The 19,251-nt window shown below is 64.4% G+C and carries 14 protein-coding genes; 9 read left to right on the forward strand and 5 right to left on the reverse strand.

The features are described 5' to 3' along the window. Window positions 1-11: 11 nt before the first annotated feature. Together KIH81_RS10640 and dcd are read right to left on the reverse strand one after the other, a co-directional pair. Window positions 12-1,670, reverse strand: coding sequence for an FIVAR domain-containing protein (locus KIH81_RS10640; protein WP_214305294.1), 1,659 nt, complete (start codon window positions 1,668-1,670; stop codon window positions 12-14). A gap of 84 nt (window positions 1,671-1,754) precedes the next feature. Continuing rightward, window positions 1,755-2,336, reverse strand: coding sequence for a dCTP deaminase (gene dcd / locus KIH81_RS10645; protein ID WP_214305295.1), 582 nt, complete (start codon window positions 2,334-2,336; stop codon window positions 1,755-1,757). Window positions 2,337-2,632: 296 nt separating this feature from the next. Between dcd and KIH81_RS10650 the strand changes: the two genes are divergently transcribed. Next, window positions 2,633-3,391, forward strand: a complete 759-nt coding sequence (locus tag KIH81_RS10650; protein WP_214305296.1) for an alpha/beta hydrolase — start codon at window positions 2,633-2,635, stop codon at window positions 3,389-3,391. An 84-nt stretch (window positions 3,392-3,475) separates the two neighbouring features. Further along, on the forward strand, window positions 3,476-4,279 hold the full coding sequence (locus KIH81_RS10655) for a sulfite exporter TauE/SafE family protein (protein ID WP_214305297.1): 804 nt from the start codon (window positions 3,476-3,478) through the stop codon (window positions 4,277-4,279). 135 nt (window positions 4,280-4,414) lie between these two features. On the opposite strand, the gene KIH81_RS10660 is transcribed toward KIH81_RS10655, so the two are convergent. Beyond that, window positions 4,415-6,487, reverse strand: coding sequence for a Na+/H+ antiporter (locus tag KIH81_RS10660; RefSeq protein WP_109058211.1), 2,073 nt, complete (start codon window positions 6,485-6,487; stop codon window positions 4,415-4,417). A 144-nt stretch (window positions 6,488-6,631) separates the two neighbouring features. On the opposite strand from KIH81_RS10660, the gene KIH81_RS10665 reads away from it, so the two are divergent. Together KIH81_RS10665 and KIH81_RS10670 are read left to right on the forward strand one after the other, a co-directional pair. Next, window positions 6,632-7,168 (forward strand): nucleoside deaminase, encoded by a 537-nt coding sequence (locus KIH81_RS10665; RefSeq protein ID WP_214305298.1) that lies wholly within the window; start codon window positions 6,632-6,634, stop codon window positions 7,166-7,168. A gap of 273 nt (window positions 7,169-7,441) precedes the next feature. After that, complete coding sequence (locus KIH81_RS10670; protein ID WP_214305299.1) at window positions 7,442-9,745, forward strand: alpha-galactosidase; 2,304 nt, start codon at window positions 7,442-7,444, stop codon at window positions 9,743-9,745. Between the two features lie 253 nt (window positions 9,746-9,998). On the opposite strand, the gene KIH81_RS10675 is transcribed toward KIH81_RS10670, so the two are convergent. Beyond that, window positions 9,999-11,207: an ROK family transcriptional regulator gene (locus KIH81_RS10675; RefSeq protein ID WP_214305300.1), complete on the reverse strand. Its 1,209-nt coding sequence runs from the start codon at window positions 11,205-11,207 to the stop codon at window positions 9,999-10,001. A gap of 180 nt (window positions 11,208-11,387) precedes the next feature. Between KIH81_RS10675 and KIH81_RS10680 the strand changes: the two genes are divergently transcribed. The 5 genes from KIH81_RS10680 to ilvA all read left to right on the forward strand — a co-directional run bounded on the left by KIH81_RS10680 (window position 11,388) and on the right by ilvA (window position 17,946). Further along, entirely contained in the window at window positions 11,388-12,677 is a 1,290-nt protein-coding gene (locus KIH81_RS10680) for an ABC transporter substrate-binding protein (RefSeq protein ID WP_214305301.1), read from the forward strand. A gap of 22 nt (window positions 12,678-12,699) precedes the next feature. Further along, the gene (locus tag KIH81_RS10685; RefSeq protein WP_109058191.1) at window positions 12,700-13,611 is read left to right on the forward strand and encodes a carbohydrate ABC transporter permease; all 912 of its coding nucleotides are present in this window, start codon (window positions 12,700-12,702) and stop codon (window positions 13,609-13,611) included. Between the two features lie 24 nt (window positions 13,612-13,635). Continuing rightward, window positions 13,636-14,487 (forward strand): carbohydrate ABC transporter permease, encoded by an 852-nt coding sequence (locus KIH81_RS10690; protein WP_214305302.1) that lies wholly within the window; start codon window positions 13,636-13,638, stop codon window positions 14,485-14,487. A gap of 281 nt (window positions 14,488-14,768) precedes the next feature. Beyond that, window positions 14,769-16,589, forward strand: coding sequence for a glycoside hydrolase family 13 protein (locus tag KIH81_RS10695; RefSeq protein ID WP_214305303.1), 1,821 nt, complete (start codon window positions 14,769-14,771; stop codon window positions 16,587-16,589). A gap of 91 nt (window positions 16,590-16,680) precedes the next feature. Beyond that, window positions 16,681-17,946 (forward strand): threonine ammonia-lyase, encoded by a 1,266-nt coding sequence (gene ilvA / locus KIH81_RS10700; protein WP_109058194.1) that lies wholly within the window; start codon window positions 16,681-16,683, stop codon window positions 17,944-17,946. 101 nt (window positions 17,947-18,047) lie between these two features. On the opposite strand, the gene KIH81_RS10705 is transcribed toward ilvA, so the two are convergent. Further along, complete coding sequence (locus KIH81_RS10705; RefSeq protein WP_109058195.1) at window positions 18,048-18,806, reverse strand: Sir2 family NAD-dependent protein deacetylase; 759 nt, start codon at window positions 18,804-18,806, stop codon at window positions 18,048-18,050. Window positions 18,807-19,251 lie beyond the last annotated feature (445 nt).

Here is a 19,251-nt window from a genome sequence, read left to right on the forward strand (position 1 = left end):
GAAGCCGTGGCTTAGTTGGCGGATGAGTCGTCCGCCGTGCCGGAGTCGTCGGTGTTGGACGAATCGGTGCCCGTGCCGTTGCCGGTCGTGCCGCCGTTATTCGTGGTGGTGCCGCCGGTCGTGCCGTTCTCCGTGGTGCCGTTGCCGTTGCTGGTGCCGGAATTGTTCGAGGTGCTGGAGTTGGCCTGCTGCTGGGCCTGCATCGAGGCGTTCACGTCCGACTCCGCTTTCTGCAACGCGGAGATGGCGTTGTTCACATCCGATTCGGACGGGTTGGAGCTGCCGAGCACGTTGTTCGCATCGGTGATGGCGCTCTGCAGCGCGGTGCGGGTGGACTCGTCCGCCACGGCGCCGGCCGAGTTGTTCAACGTGGTCTGCGCGCTGGAGATGGCCGAGCTCAGGTTGGACTTCAGCGAATCGGTGCTGGCCGTGTCCTTCGAGGCCTTGAGGGCCTTGATCGCGTTGTTGATGGCGTCCGTCTTGTCGGTCACGTCGCTCACCTTGGTCTGCATGTCCTTGGCCTGCGTCTTGAGCTCGTCGGCGGTCAGCGAGGAATCGCAACTGGCGGTTTCGGTCGGATTGGCAGCATCCTGCAGCGCCTGGTTCAGCGTGTCGATGGTGGTGGAGTCCGCCACCTGGCTGGAGGAGGTCTGCGCGCTGGCCTGGCCGTTGGTCACGGCGGCGGTGAGCTTGGCCTTGGCCGCGTCATACTGGGTGGCGGCGGCCTTGCACTCCACCAACGCCGCCGCATGGCTCACCTTGGAACTGTTGGCGCGCCAGAACATCACGCCGCCCACGATCAGCGCGATGACCACGATAGCCGCGATGACGCCGCCCACGATGGCACCGGTGTGCTTCTTCTTTTTGCCGCCGCCACGACGGGAGCCGTGCCCCTTCGACTCGTCGTCGTCCGGTTCGTCATCCACCGGATCGCCCGGCAGGATCGACGGCGGCAGCGTGGCCGGCTGGGCGGCGGGCTGCACGACATCGGTCAACGGCTGGAACACTTGGGTGGCGGCCTCGTTGTCTGCGGCTGCGGACGGCATGCCCGACGGTGCGAAAGCCGGGGCGGACTGCGCCAGCGGCTGTGCGGCCGGTGCCGTGGATCGGGGCATCGGCGTGGTGCCCAGCGGGGCGTATGCCTGAGTCGCCTGAGTCGCCTGTGCGGACTGAGCCGGAGCGGCGGCACCTGCGTACGGCATCGCCTGCGTGGCGCCGGCCTGCGTGGGCTGGAACACCTGCGTCGCCGCGGAGGAGGCCGAGGGACGCACGGGCTGGGTCGGCTGGACGGGCTGGCCGTACGCCATGGTCGCCTGGGTTGCGGCGGAAGTGATGGGCTGCGTCGCCTCTGCGTAGGCGGACGGCTGTGCGGGCGGCTGCATCATCGGCTGGGTTGCGGCCGCGGGCTGTGCGGTTGCGGGAGCCGCGGTGGGGGCGATGGGGATGAATCGCTGGGTGGCCTGATCCCAGATGTACTGCTGCTGGCCGGCAGTCGAGGCGCCGGCTGCGGGGGCGGCGGGCGTTGTGGGGGCCGACTGGGCGACCGGCACGGTGGGGGAGACCGCAGCGGGCTGGGCCACCGTGGGGGCGTCGAGCGGCGGCACCGTGGGCTTGGAGGACTTCTCATGGTGCTGGAAATCGAAATCAAAACCGCCATCGATATTGGTCATGGCATCTCCTTGAAAACAACGGGCAGAACGGCAAGGCCGGCGCTGAGGCCGGCCGAAAGTATGGGGGAACGCGCTGGGCGGACGTCAGTCGTCGATATGCGCACGGTAGAAGTTCTCGTAGGACCGGCTGGGGGTCGGGCCGCGCTGGCCCTGGTAATGCGAGCCGGTGCCCGCGGAACCGTACGGGTGCTCGGCCGGCGAGCTCAACTGGAAGAAGCACATCTGGCCGATCTTCATGCCCGGCCACAGCTTGACCGGCAGCGTGGAGACGTTGGACAGCTCCAGCGTGATGTGCCCCTCGAAACCGGGGTCGATGAAACCTGCGGTGGAGTGGGTCAGGATGCCGAGTCGGCCCAGCGAGCTCTTGCCCTCAAGACGGGCGGCGACGGTCGGATCGAGCTTGACGTACTCCCACGTGGAGCCCAGCGCGAACTCGCCGGGATGCAGGATCCACGGTTCGTCCGGGCCCACCTCGAACTGCTCGGTGAGCGCGCCTTGGTTCTCGGCCGGATCCACATACGTGTAGGCATGGTTGTTGAACAGACGGAAATAACGGTCCAAACGGACATCGATGGAGGCGGGCTGCACCATCTCCGGGGTCCACGGATCCAATGCAATATGACCGGCGGCCTGGGCGGCGAGAATATCGCGGTCGGACAGCAGCATACAAACTCCTTGCTTTCTTATACTGTTGCCCAGTCTAGCGTTCTGTGTGGAGACACCGATTTTCAGGTTATTCTCAGAAAAACCTAGAGATAGACCCAGAAACCAATGGTTATATAAGTCATGTCAGCAAAACAAGACGCTGATCAGGAGCCGCAGCAGTTCCCGACAATTGAACCCCTTTCTTCTTCTCTCTCCTTTCTCTCCCCGGCGGACACCCCGCCGGGGTTCTTTTTTGTGACCCAGATCATGAGCCGGGTCGGGCGGGGCGTAACGGCGCGGCCGTACCATTGGCAGGTATGAGCAACGAAGCGAATGCAGAACGGCCGCTCATCGGCCGCGAATCCACCACCGTTCCGGGGCATTTCGGCGACCCGTTGACCGTGGAGCACGTGCTGGCCTCCCGCGGCGGCATCGGACAGCACCCCACGCATCCGCTGTTCCTGTGCCTGCACGGCTGGGGCTCCAACGAGGAGGAGATGGCGGACATCATGCGCCTCATCGCCCCCTACAACGACTTCGCCGCCCTGCGCGGGCCGCTCACGCTCGCCGAACCGGAACCCGGCAGTCGCGAGCCCGGCAACTACGCCTGGCTGCATGACTCGCTGCCCGTGGGCGAGGATCTCGATTACGACGCCTACGCGGCGGCTGTGGCGGTCGACCGCTGGGTCGCCGCCAACATTCCCGCCGATCGTGACGTGGTGCCGCTCGGCTTTTCGCAGGGCGGGCTCGTGGCCGTGCATCTGCTGCGGCTCAATCCCGAGCGTTACCGTGCGGTGATCTCCTTGTCCGGCTTCAACGCGCCCGGCCAGGTGCCCGGCACGGCCCCCGCCGACGAACGTCTCGCCGATTACGACATCCCCGTCTTCTACACCTACGGCAAACTCGACGACGTGATTCCCAAGTACGAGCTGTTCGCCGCCGCGGCCTGGCTCGAGGAGCACACGTGGCTCAAGACCAAGAGCTACCACGGCCTCGACCACAACGTGAGCCTTGAGGAATTCGCCGACCTGCGCCAATGGCTGCTCGACCACGACATCACTTCCGGCGTACTGTAGGCCGTGAGCCGTCCCAGGCGCGGTACGTGATGCGGGAACGGACGCCGGGACTGCTTCCGCGGGATCCGGTCATAGACTGATGCCATGAGTGAAGTGAGCATCAACGAGAACCATCTGGATGAGTCCCCGCGCGGCATTGTGATCATGGCCGTGGTGGGCGTGGCCGTGGGCATCCTGTCCGGTCTGTTCGGCATCGGCGGCGGCACGGTGATCGTCCCCGCGCTGGTCTGGCTGGGACTGACGCAGCGCCATGCGGCGGCCACGTCGATGATGGCGATCGTGCCCACCGCGATTTCCGGCGTGGTCTCCTACGCCGTGGAGGGTGATGTGGATTGGGCCGCGGCCGCGCTGGTGTTCTGCGGCATGTTCGTGGGCGGGCAGATCGGATCGTGGCTGTTGTCCAAGCTGCCGGAACTCGTACTGCGATGGGCGTTCGTGCTGTTCCTGGTGTTCGTGATCGTCAATCAGGCCATGTCGAATCCGTCGCGTGATTCGCAGATCGTCATGAGCGTGGGTACGGTGATCGGGCTCATCGCGTTCGGTGTGATCGCCGGTATTCTGGCCGGTCTGCTGGGCATCGGCGGTGGCGCCATTTGCGTGCCGGCGCTGTCCATTATTTTCGGTGCGAGCGATCTGATCGCCCGTGGTACGTCGTTGCTGGCCATGTTCCCGAACGCCATCACCACGTCCGTGGCGAACACGCGACGGCGGCTCGTGCATGTCAAGGCCGCTCTGATCATCGGTATCGTTGCCGCCCTGACTGCGCCGCTCGGCACGTGGATGGCCGCCGCCGTGACCCCGCGCGTGGGCGCAATCCTATTCACCGTCTACCTGTGCGTGCTGCTGGTCCGCTCCCTCTGGGTGGCGATCAAGGCCACGCGGCGGTGAGACCTTTGGCTCCCCTCTCCGAGGGGAGCTGTCGCTGAAGGCGACTGAGGGGAGCGCCACGGGAATCACCTGACGACTCCCCTCAGTCTCACTTCGTTCGACAGCTCCCCTCAGAGAGGGGAGCCAAGAAAAAGATCAGATGCCGGAATCGGCATCGACCTGCATCACGTAGATGTTGCGCCTCAGCGTACGCATCTGGGCGCGGTTGATGTCGCCGGCCTCGAACATGTCCTGAATCACGCTGAGCTCGATGCCGTAGCTTTCCTTCTTGACTTCCTCGATCTGCGTGATGGCCGCCGCACTGCCGCTCATGTTCGGACGTGACTGCAGCGAGGCCTCGGCACGACGGTAGTCGAGCAGTAGCGCCGAGCAGTGCTCGGTGTTGTACGTATCCTGCCCCATCTCATCCACCAGGCGGTCGATGACGTGGTGAATCGCCTCCACCTGAATCTCTCGCGTGCGGGCGAAGATCTGGTCCTCGCTCACCAGCGGCGTGGTATGGCGGATCTTCGAAATCGTGCGCTTGGTGAGGTTGCTGAGTCGGCGCTGCAGCATGCGGCCGCGGCCGCGGATCTGCGAGACCGTGTGCCCGGAAGTGGGGTCGGTGGACGTATGGCGCAGCGTGTTCATGATCTGGTCAAGCATACGTTCGCAGGCCTCGATGTTGAGCTCCTGCGTGGCCTGATCCGCATCCGGATGCGCCTTGAGCTCGGCCAGCCTGTCGCGCACGAACTCCTTCTCCCAATGCAGCGCCTCGATCTGCAGATGCTCCAGACCCTGCGGGTCGGATTCACCGATGCGCTGCTTCAGACGGCTGATGCGCTTGGTGTACAGGTCGATCACCACCAGCACCGCACGACGGTTCTCCGGCGTGATACGCCCGGTCAGCTCCTCGACCGTGGAACGCAGCACCTCGATGGTGATCGGCACCATCTCTGCGGCCGGATCCTTGCCGCGGTTCGGTGCGAGCAACGGCAGCAGGAAGTTCGCCAGCAGCAGCGTGACGATGATGACGCCCGAGGCGATGAAGATCAGCTCGTCGCGCATCGGGAACGGCACGCCGCTCGCCAGATAGTAGGGGATGGTGAACATCAGCGACAGCGTGATGGTGCCTTTGGGGCCGCCGAACGTCATCACCGCGGCCGAACGCCAGCGTTCCGGCGTCATCTTGCGGCGCTGGCCGGTGTTGATGTCGCGCGCGATGCGCAGCATGGCCGCCACCCAGATGAACCGCAGCACGATCACCACCGCGGTGACCAGCAGAATGATGCCGATGAGCTTGTTGTTGCTGATGTGCGGGTCGGACCAGCTGGCCTGCATGGCCAGCGGCAGCTGCATGCCGAGCAGAATGAACACCGCGCCGTTGAGCGAGAAGCTCAGCACGCCCCACACGGAGGCGGAAACGATGTTCGTGCGCGCCACGTTCGGGCCCACGCCCGTGCGGTCGAACCGGGTGAACAGGCCGGCGGCCACCACCGCCAGAATGCCGGACAGACCGAAGTCCTCGGCACCCAGGTACAGCAGGAACGGCAGGAACAGCTCCATCAGGATGCGCGTGGTGGTGGTCTCCCAACCCATCGACCGCACGGTCTCGAACACCCAGTTGGCCAGCATGCCGACCACCAGGCCGAACACGGTGCCGCCGATGAACGAGACCGCGAACTCGCCGGCGGCCTCGCCCACGGCGAAGGTTCCGGTGAACGCCGCCGCCAGCGCGAACTGGAATCCCACGATGCCGGAAGCGTCGTTGAACAGCGATTCGCCCTTGAGCACGCCGCGTTGGCGTTGCGTGAGCGACGCCTCCTTGCCCAGCGAGCTCACCGCCACCGCATCGGTCGGTCCCAGTGCGGCGCCCAGTGCCAATGCGGCAGCCAGGGTGATGGCCGGCCAGACGGCGTGCAGGATGAACCCGACCGCCACCATCGTGGCTATGGCCAGTCCGATGGCCAGCGAAAGGCTCAGTTTCAGCGTTTTCAGCAGGGACGATTTGTCGATCTCGTGCGCCTCAAGATAGAGCAGCGGCGCGATGAACAGCACCATGAACAGCTCGGGGTCGAGGCTTGCGTCCGGGAAGAACGGCAGGTAGGCCACCAGCACACCCAGCACGATCTGGACCAGCGGCGTGGAAACCTTGGGAATGAAGCGACTGACGAACGAGCTCAACACCACTGCCGCGATGATGCATACAATGAGCTCGAATACCGCCATGATCCCACCCTCTCTCGTGTCGTGAAAAGTATAGAAAAACAATTGGAACTCATGCGTAAACGTACGCCCAGAGTGGACAGTCGCCGCGAGGAAACCGGCGGATCGGACGTGGTTGCTTGATTCGTCCGGGCTTAGACTCGTCGTATGAACGATAAGGAAGCGATGCTCGCCGCCCTCGACCTGGCCCGTAAGGCCGCGCTCGCAGGCGATGTGCCGGTCGGGGCCGTGGTGCTGGACGCCGACGGGCGGATCATCGGCCGGGGATACAACACCCGCGAGGCCGGGGGAGACCCGCTGGCCCACGCCGAGATCATCGCGATGCGCGAAGCCGCGGCCATGCGCCGGCAACGGGCTGCGACCATCGGCGATACGACCGTGCCGGCCGGCCGGACCCGTGCCGATGATGCCGGTGCCGTTTCCGGTCCGGACCGTTCCTGGAACCTTGCCGACTGCACGCTCGCGGTGACGCTCGAACCCTGCCCGATGTGCGCGGGCGCCTGCATCCAGACGCATATCGGCCGCATCGTGTTCGGTGCGTGGGACGCCAAACTCGGCGCCTGCGGCTCGATCTGGGACATCCCGCGCGATCCGCACGTGGGCCACACGCCCGAAGTGTACGGCGGCGTCCTCGAACGCGACTGCCAGATCATCCTCACCGATTTCTTCGCCGCCCGTCGCTAACTCTGTTGAGCGTAGCCCCGTACTATATTTCGGCTCCCCTCTCTGAGGGGAGCTGTCAGCGAAGCTGACTGAGGGGAGTGACTCATCATGCCGGGAGACTCCCCTCAGTCGTCTTTGGCGACAGCTCCCCTCAAAGAGGGGAGCCAGATAATCGCCAAATACTTACTTCCCCCGGCCAACACGCTGCACCGAGTCAACATATTCCGTTTTTCCTACCATCGGAACCAGTAGTAAAGCGTCCGCAACCATCAAGTCAAAGGAGACACCGCCATCATGGCCGAGAACGAAACCCTCACCTTCACCGGCGCAGCCTCGGACGGCACCGCACTCACCGCCGTATACCTCGCCCAGCCCACCGCCAACGTGGCCCTGGGCCTGGTCTTCGCCGGCGACGACCTGCCGCACATCGTCCACTGGGGCCGCCCGCTCGCCAATCCGCAGACATTGCTCGCCGCGTACGATGCCCTGAAGCCGCAGCGCGTCTCCGGCGCGCTCGACGAAACCGCGTGGCCGTCCGTGCTGCCCACCCAGTCCGAAAGCTGGATCGGCGAGCAGCGCGTGGTCCTGCGCCGCGACGGCGTCGAACTGTTCCCCAAGTTCACCGTGACCGGCATCGAGACCGAAGGCGTGCTGGGCGCATCGCTGGACGCCGTCACCGCCGAGCAGTACACGGACGTGACCGGCCATGCCCGCACCACAGGCCCGACGCGCGTGCCGGCCGTCGTGGTCGCCGCCCAGGACCAGGAGAACGGCGTCGGCATCGAATGGCGTCTTGAGCTCATGCCCGGCGGACTGGCCCGGCAGAAGGCCACGGTCACCAACCTCGCCGGCGCCGACCAGACCCCGCTGGAAATCGGCAAGATCGAACTCGGCTTCCCCGTGCCGGAACTGGCCGGCGAAATCCTCACCACCACCGGCCATCACCTGCGCGAACGCAGTCCGCAGCGTCAGCCGCTGACCGTCGGCCGTTTCGAAAAGCCGCAGCTCGCCGGCCGCCCGGACTTCGACGCCAGCCTGTTGCTCACCGCCGGCGTGCCCGGCTTCGGTTTCGAGCACGGCGAGGCATGGTCCGTCCACGTGGGCTGGAGCGGCAACTCCGTGCTGTCCGCGGAGCGACTGCCGTATACGCAGGGCATCATCGGCGGCGGCGAACTCCTGTTCGGCGGCGAGGTGACACTCACCGCCCAGGGCGAGGGCGAGAGCTCCTACGAGACCCCGTGGCTGTTCGGTTCGTTCGGCGAAGGCCTCAACGAGATCGCCGCTCGCTTCCACGCCTACGTGCGCTCCCGTCACCCGCGCCTGTTCTCGCAGGGCCGTCCGGTGATCCTCAACACCTGGGAGGCCGTGTACTTCGACCACGACTTCGATACGCTCAAGGCCCTGGCGGACAAGGCCGCGGCTTCCGGCGTGGAACGTTTCGTGGTGGACGACGGCTGGTTCGGCTCCCGCCGCGACGACACCTCCGGTCTCGGCGACTGGCAGATCTCGCAGGACGTCTGGCCCGACGGCGATAAGTCCCTCAAGGCGCTCGCCGACTACGTGCACGCCAAGGGCATGCAGTTCGGCCTATGGTTCGAGCCGGAGATGGTCAACCTCGATTCCGATGTGGTGCGCGCCCACCCGGAGTGGATCCTCTCGCCCACGGCCGGCCGTCTGCCCATGCAGGGCCGCAGCCAGCAGGTGCTCGACCTGACCAACCAGGATGCGTTCGACTACATCTTCGGCGCCATGGACGCCCTCGTGGGCGAGCTCGGCATCGACTACATCAAGTGGGATCACAACAAGCTCGTCACCGAGCCCGGTTCCCGCCGCTCTGGCCGCCCGGCCGTGCACGCGCAGACCCTCGCCGTCTACGAAATCTTCAAGGGACTCAAGACCCGCCATCCGGGACTGGAGATTGAAAGCTGCTCCTCCGGCGGCGGCCGCGTGGACCTCGGCATCCTCGAAGTCGCCGACCGCATCTGGGCCTCCGACTGCGTGGATCCGGTCGAGCGCGCGGACATCCAGCGCTACACCTCGCTGCTCGTGCCGCCGGCCATGATCGGCGAGCATGTGGGCGCCAGCCCGGCGCACTCCACCCAGCGCGCCACCAGCCAGGAACTGCGTATGGCCATGGCGTTCTTCGGCCATATGGGCATCGAATGGAACCTGCTCAAGGAACCGGACGAGGCGCTCGCCAAGCTGGCCGTGTGGGTCGCCGAGTTCAAGAAGCATCGCGATTGGTTCGCCATCGACACCTGCGTGCACGCCGATGCCAACGATCCGGCCGTCCGCCTCGACGGCATGGTGATGCCCAGCAAGGACGCCGCCATCTACCGCTTCACCCAGCTCACCACCGGCCAGACCTACCCGGCCGCGCCCGTGCGCCTGCCCGGCCTCGACCCCGAGCGCACGTACCGCGTCAGCCCGCTCGACCCGAGCCTCGACCTGACCGGTCTGGGCAATGGCCAGAGCACGCTCGGCTGGTGGAATGAGGAAGGCGTGCTGATGACCGGCGAAGCCCTCCAGCGCTACGGCATCCGTCCGCCGTCCCTCCACCCCCAGCAGGCCGTCCTGTTCAAGGCCGTGGCGGAATAAGCCATACTTGGCTCCCCTTGACAGGGGAGCTGGACGCGAAGCGGACTGAGGGGTAGCTGAAGAGCAGGCAAAGCTTGCGGGAAAACAGTATCGGCTTTCATAAGCCGATACCAAACATGCGGCATCGCCGTAAATATGGAATCGGCCTATGGCCGATACATTGGCCCGCAGACGTGTACGTCTGCTCTTCAGCTACCCCTCAGTCTCACTGCGTTCGACAGCTCCCCTGTCAAGGGGAGCCAAGAAATGCTGATCATCCGATATGCTTCACGATCACGCGACTGGCGGCGGCCTTGGCCCACAGCTGCCAGTCGTGGTTCACGATCGTGAACTTCACCGGTGCGGCCTGGCTGTGGCGGTAATGCCTGATGCCGTCGCGCAGCGAATCGGTGCCCAGCTTGGCCAGGAACGCCGACTCCCCGGCGATCATCACATGGCCTGGCATCGCGATGTTCGCCACCATGGACACCAGCGCACCCAGTCGGAAGCACGTGCGATGCACCAGTTGCGAAGCCTGCGGCACATGTGCGCGGGCGTCGCGGGCGAAGTCCTCGAACGTCACCGGACGGCCCACGATCGCGGAATACTGCTCCGCGATCGAATCATCGGTCAGGCATTGCGAGCAGCCGATGTGCCCGCTGGTGCAGCGCGGCCCCTCCGGATCGACCAGCACATGGCCCACCAGACCGTAGCTTTTGTCCGGATAGCTCACCGGCTCGCCATGCACGGCCAGCGAATAGCCCACGCCGATGCCGATGGTCACCACGGCGAACATGTCCAGCCCGACGCCGGGCCCGAACCATGAGGCATCCACCAGCAGCGAATCGATGTCGTTGAACACCCCGCACGGCAGCCCGGTGGCCTTGCCCACCATCGCGCCGAAATCGGTCTCGCCGTCCCAATGGAGGAACGGCGCGAACGTCACCACCGAATCGTTGACCACATGGCCTCCCACGGCCACGCCGACCGCGGTGGGGGAGGGGAGGCCCGCCGAAACCACATCGTCCGTGCACGCCGCCGTAAGCCGGGCGATCGCGCCGGTCACGTATTCGGGCGACTGGTCCTCGCCGATGGGCGCCTCATGCCGGTTCGAGACCACTTCGCCGTGCGCGTTCACCGCCGCCGAGACGATCGACGTGCCATGCACCTTGACGCCCACGAACGTGCGCGCGTTCGAGCACAGCACCAACGAGGTCTGCGGACGGCCCCTGCGATCGGAATTCTCCTTGGGCGTGAACCGTTCGGGCAGCTTGCCGGTGACCCCGGCGGCGGATGGCAGCTCCTCGATCACTCCCGCGTAAATCAGGTCGCTGGTGATGCGGGAGAGCGCCCCCTGGCTCAGCCCCAGCATCTGGGCCAGCGTGGTGCGTGCGATCGGTCCGTACTGGGCCACCGCCGCGGCCACCCGATGCGTGTGTTCTGAACCGGAAAACCACTGCGGAATCGCATTGGACTCAGCCAACTCATGCCCCTTCGCGAAAGAATTAATTGCGTTAATCACAAAATACCGCCTTTTTTATTGCACATGCAAGCGGGCTCGCTGGCGGTGGGAATGAAATGGCCGAATCGGTACCTTTGAATGGTGGAAGGACCGCGGGCATAGGGGCCGGTGGTTCGGAAGGAAAGATAAAGGAGTCACAATATGCTGTCAGATTCCACCAACTCAACAACCAGACTGAAGCGTCTGGGCGTGCGCATCGCCGCGGCGGCATGCGCGCTCGCCGTCGGCTTCGGCCTGGCGGGCTGCGGTTCCAGCACCGCCGGAACCGTCACCCTCGACTTCTTCCAGTTCAAGTCCGAGGCCGCGGACACGTTCAAGGCCATCGTCAAGGACTTCGAAAAGCAGAACCCGACCATCAAGGTCAACATCAACAACTCCGCCAACGCCCAGACCGATCTGCGCACCCGCTTCGTCAAGAACCGCGTGCCGGACGTCATCACCTTCAACGGCGACATCAGCTTCGGCATGTTCGCCGCCTCCGGCGTGTTCTACGACTTCACCGATGAGCCGATCGTGGACACCCTCAACCCCGGCATGGTGAAGATCGCCAAGAACCTGGTGCAGACCACCGATCCGGCCAAGAAGCGCCTGTATGGCCTGCCGTTCGCCGGCAACGCCTCCGGCTACATCTACAACAAGGACCTCTTCGAGCAGGTCGGCCTCGACCCGGACAACCCGCCTACCACCTGGACCGAGTTCACGGACATGCTCAACAAGTTCAAGGAGGCCGGCATCAACCCGCTGCAGGGCTCCGTGGCCGACGCCTGGACCACGCAGGCCCCGCTCGCATCCCTGGCCGGCACGCTGGTTCCCGAAACCAAGTACACCGAACTCAAGCAGGGCAAGACCACGTTCCAGGAGCTGTGGAAGACCACGGTCGAGAAGGAGGCCGAGCTCTTCACCTACTCCACCGAGGACACCGGCGTCACCTACCAGCAGGGCACGCAGAGCTTCGCCCAGGGCAAGGCCGCCATCATCCCGCTCGGCACCTACGCCATCCCGCAGATTCTGCTCATCAACAAAGACATCAACCTCGGCTTCGCCCAGATGCCCGCCACCGACAATGCTGACGAGCAGATCCTCACCGCCGGCGACGACGTGATGCTCACCATCGGCGCCAACACCAAGCACAAGGAAGAGGCGATGAAGCTCGTGGAGTTCATGATGCAGAAGGAGCAGCTGGATTCCTACGCCGACGCCCAGTCCGCCATCACCCCGCTCAAGGACACGTACTTCGGCAATGACGCGCTGGAGACCGTGCGTCCGTTCTTCGAGGAGAACCGCCTGGCCGACTTCTGCGACCACTACATCCCCTCGTCCATCAACATCGGCGGCTACCTGCAGACCATGGTGACCTCCGGCAACACCGACCGGTTCCTGAACCAGATGCAGACCGAATGGGACAAGGTCCAGGCCAGGACCTTCGAGTGACGAGTAGGAGAGGAGAGTAATCATGTCCAACGCAACCCGCAAAGCCACCAAGAAGAAGGTGGACGCCTTCTCCAAGCGCAAGGTGGATCCGGCCTACTACTGGATGGTGGTCCCGGCGGCCATCATCTTCGCCTTCTTCCTCTACCTGCCGTTCCTCGACGGCGTGAAGTACTCCTTCACCAACTCCCAGGGCTACGGCGACTACAAGTTCATCGGCTTCAAGAACTACATCGCCCTCTTCCAGGACAACCGCGTGGGCCACGCCTACCTGTTCACGCTGCTCATCGCCATCGCCATCACGGTGCTCATCAACGTGATCGCGCTGTTCCTCTCGGTGTTGCTGAACTCGAAGATCGCCTTCAAGAACGGCTTCCGAGCCATCTTCTTCGTGCCCTACACCCTCTCCGTGCTGGTCATCGGCTACGTGTTCAAGTACATCTTCATGAACCCGCTGCCCGAGCTCGGCAAGGCGCTCGGTATCGACTGGCTGTCCACGTCGTTGCTCACCAACGAGAAGCTGAGCTGGATTCCGATCGTCTTCCTCGCCGTGTGGCAGGGCGTGGCCTACTCCGTGCTCATCTACCTGGCCGGTCTGCAGACCATCGACGACGAGATCTACGAGGCCGCTGCCATCGACGGCGTCAACGCTTGGCAGAAGTTCTGGAAGATCACTTTCCCGCTGATCGGACCGTTCTTCACCATCAACCTCGTGCTGTCCATGAAGAACGCGCTCGGCACCTTCGACCAGGTCGTGGCCTTGACGGATGGCGGTCCGAACTCCGCCACCGAAACGGTCACCTACCTCATCTGGAAGGGTGGTCTGACCGGTGGCGAGTACGCCTACCAGACCGCGAACGCCGTGCTCTTCTTCATCGTGCTGGCCATCATCGCCTTCGTACAGCTGCGCATCTCCCGCAGCCAGGAACAGATCTGATTTCTACGGGGAGAGGATTTAATCATGACTACTGCAACCGGTACTTCCGTTACCAAGTTCCGTCGCGACCACAACATCAACTGGTGGCTGACCGCCGCCGTGGCCGTGCTCTCGCTGACGATTCTCGTGCCGCTGTACTTCACCATCGTCACGGCCCTGAAGACCCCGGCCGAAGCCGGCACGTTCGCCCTGCCGACCTCGTGGGAGTGGCATAACTTCGCCGACGCCTCAGCCAAGGTCAACTACCCCAAGGCCGCGCTCAACTCGGCGATCATCACGGTGGCCGCCGTGGTGCTCACCCTCCTGACCAACACGTTCGTGGCCTACGCGGTGGCCCGTAACATGGACAAGCGCTTCTTCCGCTTCCTGTACTACTTCTTCATCGCCGCCATGTTCGTGCCGTTCCCGGTCGTCATGCTGCCGATCGCCAAGCAGATGGGCTCCCTGCACCTGGACAACCAGGTGGGTCTGATCATCCTGTACACGGTGCTCGGCCTGGGTACAAACCTGTTCATCGCCACCGGCTTCATCCGCTCGATCCCGGTCTCGCTTGAAGAGGCGGCCCGCATCGACGGCGCGTCCACCTGGCGCATCTTCTGGACCATCATCTTCCCGCTGATGAGCCCGATCAACGCCACCATCGCCATCCTGACCGCCCTGTGGGCCTGGAACGACTTCCTCCTGCCGTTGATCGTGCTCACGGACCAGTCGAACCAGACCATCCCGCTGGCCCAGTACGTCTTCAGCTCGCAGTTCGCCACCAACTACCCGATGGCCTTCTCCAGCTACCTCATGGCCATGGCCCCGATCCTGGTCGTCTACATCTTCGCCCAGAAGTGGGTCGTGGGTGGCGTTATGAGGGGCGCTGTGAAGTAATTGCAGCGCAAGCGCTGCAATTACTTCACAGCGCCGAGCGAGACGAGCCGATTAGGAAACAGCCCACTGGGCTGTTTCCCGGCTCGGGCGGCCGATAGGCCGCGTACTCGCGAGGTAATACTGAGCCTCGCCAAAGGCGAGTCCGTAATTGCAGGACGCGGTCAAGTAATTACTTTCCGCCACGCCCGCCAAACAGCCCGATGGGAATAAAACCATCGGGCTGTTTTAATAACTACCAAGCAGTAATCAAAGACGATATCCGCACCAGAAAGGTTCACGCGATGACCACCACGCAGCGCACCATCATCCCCGACTCCATCCGCACCAACGGCGCCACCCCGAACCCGTGGTGGTCGAACGCCGTGGTCTACCAGATCTACCCGCGCTCCTTCCAGGACACCAACGGCGACGGCTTCGGCGATCTCAAGGGCATCACCTCCCGCCTCGACTACCTGGCCGACCTCGGCGTGGACGTGCTGTGGCTCTCCCCGGTCTACAAGTCCCCGCAGGACGACAACGGCTACGACATCTCCGACTACCAGGACATCGACCCGCTGTTCGGCACCTTGGAGGACATGGACGAGCTGCTGGCCGAGGCCCACAAGCGCGGCCTGAAGATCGTGATGGACCTCGTGGTCAACCACACCTCCGACGAGCACGATTGGTTCAAGGCCTCCAAGGATAAGAACGACCCGCACGCCGACTGGTACTGGTGGCGTCCGGCCCGTCCGGGCCACGAGCCGGGCACCCCGGGTGCCGAACCGAATCAGTGGGGCTCCTACTTCGGCGGCTCCGCCTGGGAGTACAGCCCGGAGCGCGGCGAGTACTACCTGCACCAGTTCTCCAAGAAGCAGCCCGACCTCAACTGGGAGAACCCGGCTGTGCGTCGCGCGGTCTACGACATGATGAACTGGTGGCTCGATCGCGGCGTCGACGGCTTCCGCATGGACGTCATCACCCTGATCTCCAAGCGTACGGACGCCAATGGCAAGCTGCCCGGCGAGGCCGGCTCCGAACTGGAGGACCTGCCGGTGGGCGAGGAGGGCTACTCCAACCCGAACCCGTTCTGCGCCGACGGCCCGCGTCAGGACGAGTTCCTGGCCGAGATGCGCCGCGAGGTGTTCGAGGGCCGCGACGGCTTCCTCACCGTGGGCGAGGCCCCCGGCATCACCGCCGAGCGCAACGAGCACATCACCAACCCCGTCAACGGCGAGCTGGACATGCTCTTCCTGTTCGAGCACGTGGACTTCGACTGCGAAGGCGTCAAGTGGAAGCCGCTGCCGCTTGACCTGCCGGGCTTCAAGCGCATCATGGCCGGCTACCAGACCGCCGTGGCGAACGCCGGCTGGGCCAGCCTGTTCACCGGCAACCATGACCAGCCGCGCGTGGTCTCCCGCTGGGGCGACGACTCCGACGAGGAGAACCGCGTCCGCTCCGCCAAGGCCCTCGGCCTCATGCTGCACCTGCACCGCGGCACCCCGTACGTCTACCAGGGCGAGGAACTGGGCATGACCAACGCCCACTTCACCCGCCTCGACCAGTACCGCGACCTCGAATCCCTCAACGCCTACCGCCAGCGCGTCGAGGAGGCCAAGGTGCAGACGGCCGAATCGATGATGGCCGGCATCGCCGCCCGCGGCCGCGACAACTCCCGCACCCCGATGCAGTGGGACGCCTCGGCCTACGCCGGCTTCACCGCCCCGGACGCCGCCACCGAACCGTGGATCTCGGTGAACCCGAACCACGCGGAGATCAACGCCGCCAGCGAGTTCGACGATCCGGATTCCGTGTACTCGTTCTACAAGTCGCTGATCGCCCTGCGTCACGAGCGCGCGGTGATCGCGGCCGGCGACTGGCATCTGCTGGACGCCGACGACGAGCACGTCTACGCCTTCACCCGCACGCTGGGCGCGGAGAAGCTGCTCGTGGTGGTCAACATGTCCGGCCGCACGGTCGATCTGCCGCGCGAATCCGCCGAACTGGTGGCCGGCGGCGTCACCGAACCTGATGTGGTCATCTCCACCTACGACGCATCCCACGCCGTGGTCTCGCTGGCCAACCGCGAGCTCGACCCGTGGGAGGCCGTGGTCGTCCAGCTGTAAGTGATGGGTGGCTGCACCCTATAGCCCCAAAGCAACCCAAACCCGAGACGGCGGACCGTGGAAAACGGCCCGCCGTCTTACAATATCCACCATGGAACAAAAGGATGTTTTGAAAGCGCTGCAGCGTGACCACGCAGCGGAACTGAAGCTCGCCGCCGAACGACTCAAGGGCACCGCCCGTCACACGGAGATCATTCCCTCGCCCGCCCTGAGCGACATGACCGGCCATGAGATTCTGCTCAAGCCGGAGAACCTCCAGGTCACCGGCTCGTTCAAGATCCGCGGCGCCTACAACAAGATCGCATCCCTTTCCGAGGAACAGCTGGCCCGCGGCATCGTCACCGCGTCCGCCGGCAACCACGCGCAGGGCGTGGCCTACGCGGCCCGCGAACGTGGCGCCAAGGCCACCATCTGCATGCCTCAGATCACCCCGCCGCTCAAGGTGGACGCCACCAAGGCCTACGGCGCCGACGTGGTGCTCTACGGCGACGTGTTCGACGAGGCCGCCGCCCACGCCGCCGAACTCGCCGAAACCCAGGGCATGATCTACGTGCCGCCGTTCGATGACTACGAGGTCATCTGCGGCCAGGGCACCATCGGCCTGGAGATTCTCGAAGACGTGCCGAACGTCACCGATGTGGTGGTCCCGCTCGGCGGTGGCGGCCTCGGCGCCGGCGTGGCGCTGGCCATCAAGACCTTCAAGCCGGACGTGCGCGTGATCGGCGCCATTCCGGAAGGCTCCCCGGCATGGAAGGATTCACTGGCCTCCGGCCATGTGTCTCCGGCCGATCAGGTGCTCACCTCCGCCGAAGGCGTGGCGGTCAAGCACCCGGGCGATCTGCCGTTCGCGCTGCTCAACGAATTCCTGGACGATCTGGTCACCGTCTCCGAGCGTGACATCAACGAGATGATCCTGCTCATGCTGGAGAAGCACAAGCTCGTGGTGGAGGCGGCCGGTGCCGTGTCCCTGGCGGCGCTCGAGCACCTGAACCTGCGTTCCCGCAAGTTCGCGCAGGCCGGTGGCCCGCATGTGGTGGTGCCGATCATGTCCGGCGGCAACATCGATACCGTGACCATGGGCGCCGTGATCCAGAAGGGCATGATCGCCCGCGGCCGCATCATGAACTTCGAGGTGGAGCTGCCCGATACGCCGGGCCAGCTCGTCAAGGTGGCCACGCTGCTCGCCGAACAGCGCGCCAACGTCATCGCCCTCGACCACGACCAGTTCAAGGCGTCCGGCCACTACACCAACGCCGTCTCCCTCGGCGTCACCGTGGAGACCAACGGCCCGGACCACATCGACCGCATCCTCGCGGCCCTGCGCCAGGCCGGCTTCCAGCCCAAGCGCATCTACTGATTGGGTGTTTCGCGCATCTGCTGTGATACAAGAACGGCTTCCCTCGATACTGTTGAGGGAAGCCGTTCTTGCGTTAGTCCGTCGATCTGATCGTCGGGGGACTACTCCGCGTTCTCCGCGATCGTCTCGTCCACCAACTGCGGCAGCGCCACGGCGATGTCCTCGTGAATCAGTCGCGTGGCCAGACGGTCGTACTGCGTGCGGCCCATGTTCATGATCGTGATCGGCACCCCGGCCTGCGCGGCCACCGGCACAATGCTCGCCGCCGGGAACACCTCCAGTGTGGAGCCGATCACCCACAGTTCGTCGGCCTTGGTGGCGCGGTCGTACGACTTCTCCATCGCACCATCCGGCAACGCCTCGCCGAAATACACCACGTCCGTCTTGATGATGCCGTTGCACGGCATGTCGCCGCGATACTTGAGCTTGCGATGGCAGTGCGGATCCGGCTCCTCGTCCAGTCGGGCCATGATGTCCGCCGTATCGTACTTCTGATGGCACTTCATGCAATGCGAAGTGCCGATAGTGCCGTGCAGGTTCACGATGAGATCCGGGCTGTTGCCGGCCTTCTCATGCAGCGCGTCGAAATTCTGCGTGGCCAGCAACGTGAGCATGCCGGCCTTCTCCAGCTTGACCAGCGCCTTATGCGCGGTGCCCGGCTGCGCGTTCCACACCGGCGACTCCTTCTGCCAGCGCCAGGAGTACTCGCGATCCTCCTTGTTGCGCAGGAACAGATCGATGTCATACACGCTCATCTGATCGGGGTGCTTGGTCCACACGCCGTCGGGGCCACGGAAATCGGGGATGCCGGCGGAAGTCGAGATGCCGGCACCAGTCAATACAGCAATCTTCTTTGTCATAGATACAGGTATACCCGCGTTGCGTGAACGGCGGGGCAGGGGAGAACCCCGCCGAAGAAGATATTTCGGTAAACGCATCTCATATTTTTGGATATCCGGGGTTGTGGAGCGTATCTGCGGCGTATGTTGAGCAGTAACGGCGTGGTTGAGCCCTTATATGGCTGGTTTGCGACACGCCGAGAGAACGCCGGCGTTGCAACGTTTTTCGGCGCTTTTTGTGATGCCGATTTGCGTGTTTGGTTTGTGGCGTGTAAGTTATTCACCTGTTGCCGCTCGGCACGGCGGGTTTCCTTCCTTTGGTTGGTTGGTCGCCTGCTGGTGTGGTGGTGGTTTGAGAACTCAAGAGCGTGTTTGTACTACTTCTTTATAGTCAATGATTGCCAGTATGCCTCAAGCCCGGCCTTGTTTTGGTTGGGTTCCCTGGGAGGGGTTGAATTGGGGCGTG

This window comes from Bifidobacterium miconisargentati (genome assembly GCF_019331675.1).
Taxonomy (GTDB): domain Bacteria; phylum Actinomycetota; class Actinomycetes; order Actinomycetales; family Bifidobacteriaceae; genus Bifidobacterium; species Bifidobacterium miconisargentati.

What these genes read in the sequence shown, in the direction of transcription:
- KIH81_RS10665 (WP_214305298.1), top strand. Translation starts at nt 6,632, where the DNA reads ATGAACGATAAGGAAGCGATGCTCGCCGCCCTCGACCTGGCCCGTAAG.
- KIH81_RS10690 (WP_214305302.1), top strand. Translation starts at nt 13,636, where the DNA reads ATGACTACTGCAACCGGTACTTCCGTTACCAAGTTCCGTCGCGACCAC.
- KIH81_RS10640 (WP_214305294.1), bottom strand. Translation starts at nt 1,670, where the DNA reads ATGACCAATATCGATGGCGGTTTTGATTTCGATTTCCAGCACCATGAG.
- KIH81_RS10705 (WP_109058195.1), bottom strand. Translation starts at nt 18,806, where the DNA reads ATGACAAAGAAGATTGCTGTATTGACTGGTGCCGGCATCTCGACTTCC.
- KIH81_RS10695 (WP_214305303.1), top strand. Translation starts at nt 14,769, where the DNA reads ATGACCACCACGCAGCGCACCATCATCCCCGACTCCATCCGCACCAAC.
- KIH81_RS10655 (WP_214305297.1), top strand. Translation starts at nt 3,476, where the DNA reads ATGAGTGAAGTGAGCATCAACGAGAACCATCTGGATGAGTCCCCGCGC.
- KIH81_RS10650 (WP_214305296.1), top strand. Translation starts at nt 2,633, where the DNA reads ATGAGCAACGAAGCGAATGCAGAACGGCCGCTCATCGGCCGCGAATCC.
- KIH81_RS10680 (WP_214305301.1), top strand. Translation starts at nt 11,388, where the DNA reads ATGCTGTCAGATTCCACCAACTCAACAACCAGACTGAAGCGTCTGGGC.
- dcd (WP_214305295.1), bottom strand. Translation starts at nt 2,336, where the DNA reads ATGCTGCTGTCCGACCGCGATATTCTCGCCGCCCAGGCCGCCGGTCAT.
- KIH81_RS10685 (WP_109058191.1), top strand. Translation starts at nt 12,700, where the DNA reads ATGTCCAACGCAACCCGCAAAGCCACCAAGAAGAAGGTGGACGCCTTC.
- KIH81_RS10660 (WP_109058211.1), bottom strand. Translation starts at nt 6,487, where the DNA reads ATGGCGGTATTCGAGCTCATTGTATGCATCATCGCGGCAGTGGTGTTG.
- ilvA (WP_109058194.1), top strand. Translation starts at nt 16,681, where the DNA reads ATGGAACAAAAGGATGTTTTGAAAGCGCTGCAGCGTGACCACGCAGCG.
- KIH81_RS10670 (WP_214305299.1), top strand. Translation starts at nt 7,442, where the DNA reads ATGGCCGAGAACGAAACCCTCACCTTCACCGGCGCAGCCTCGGACGGC.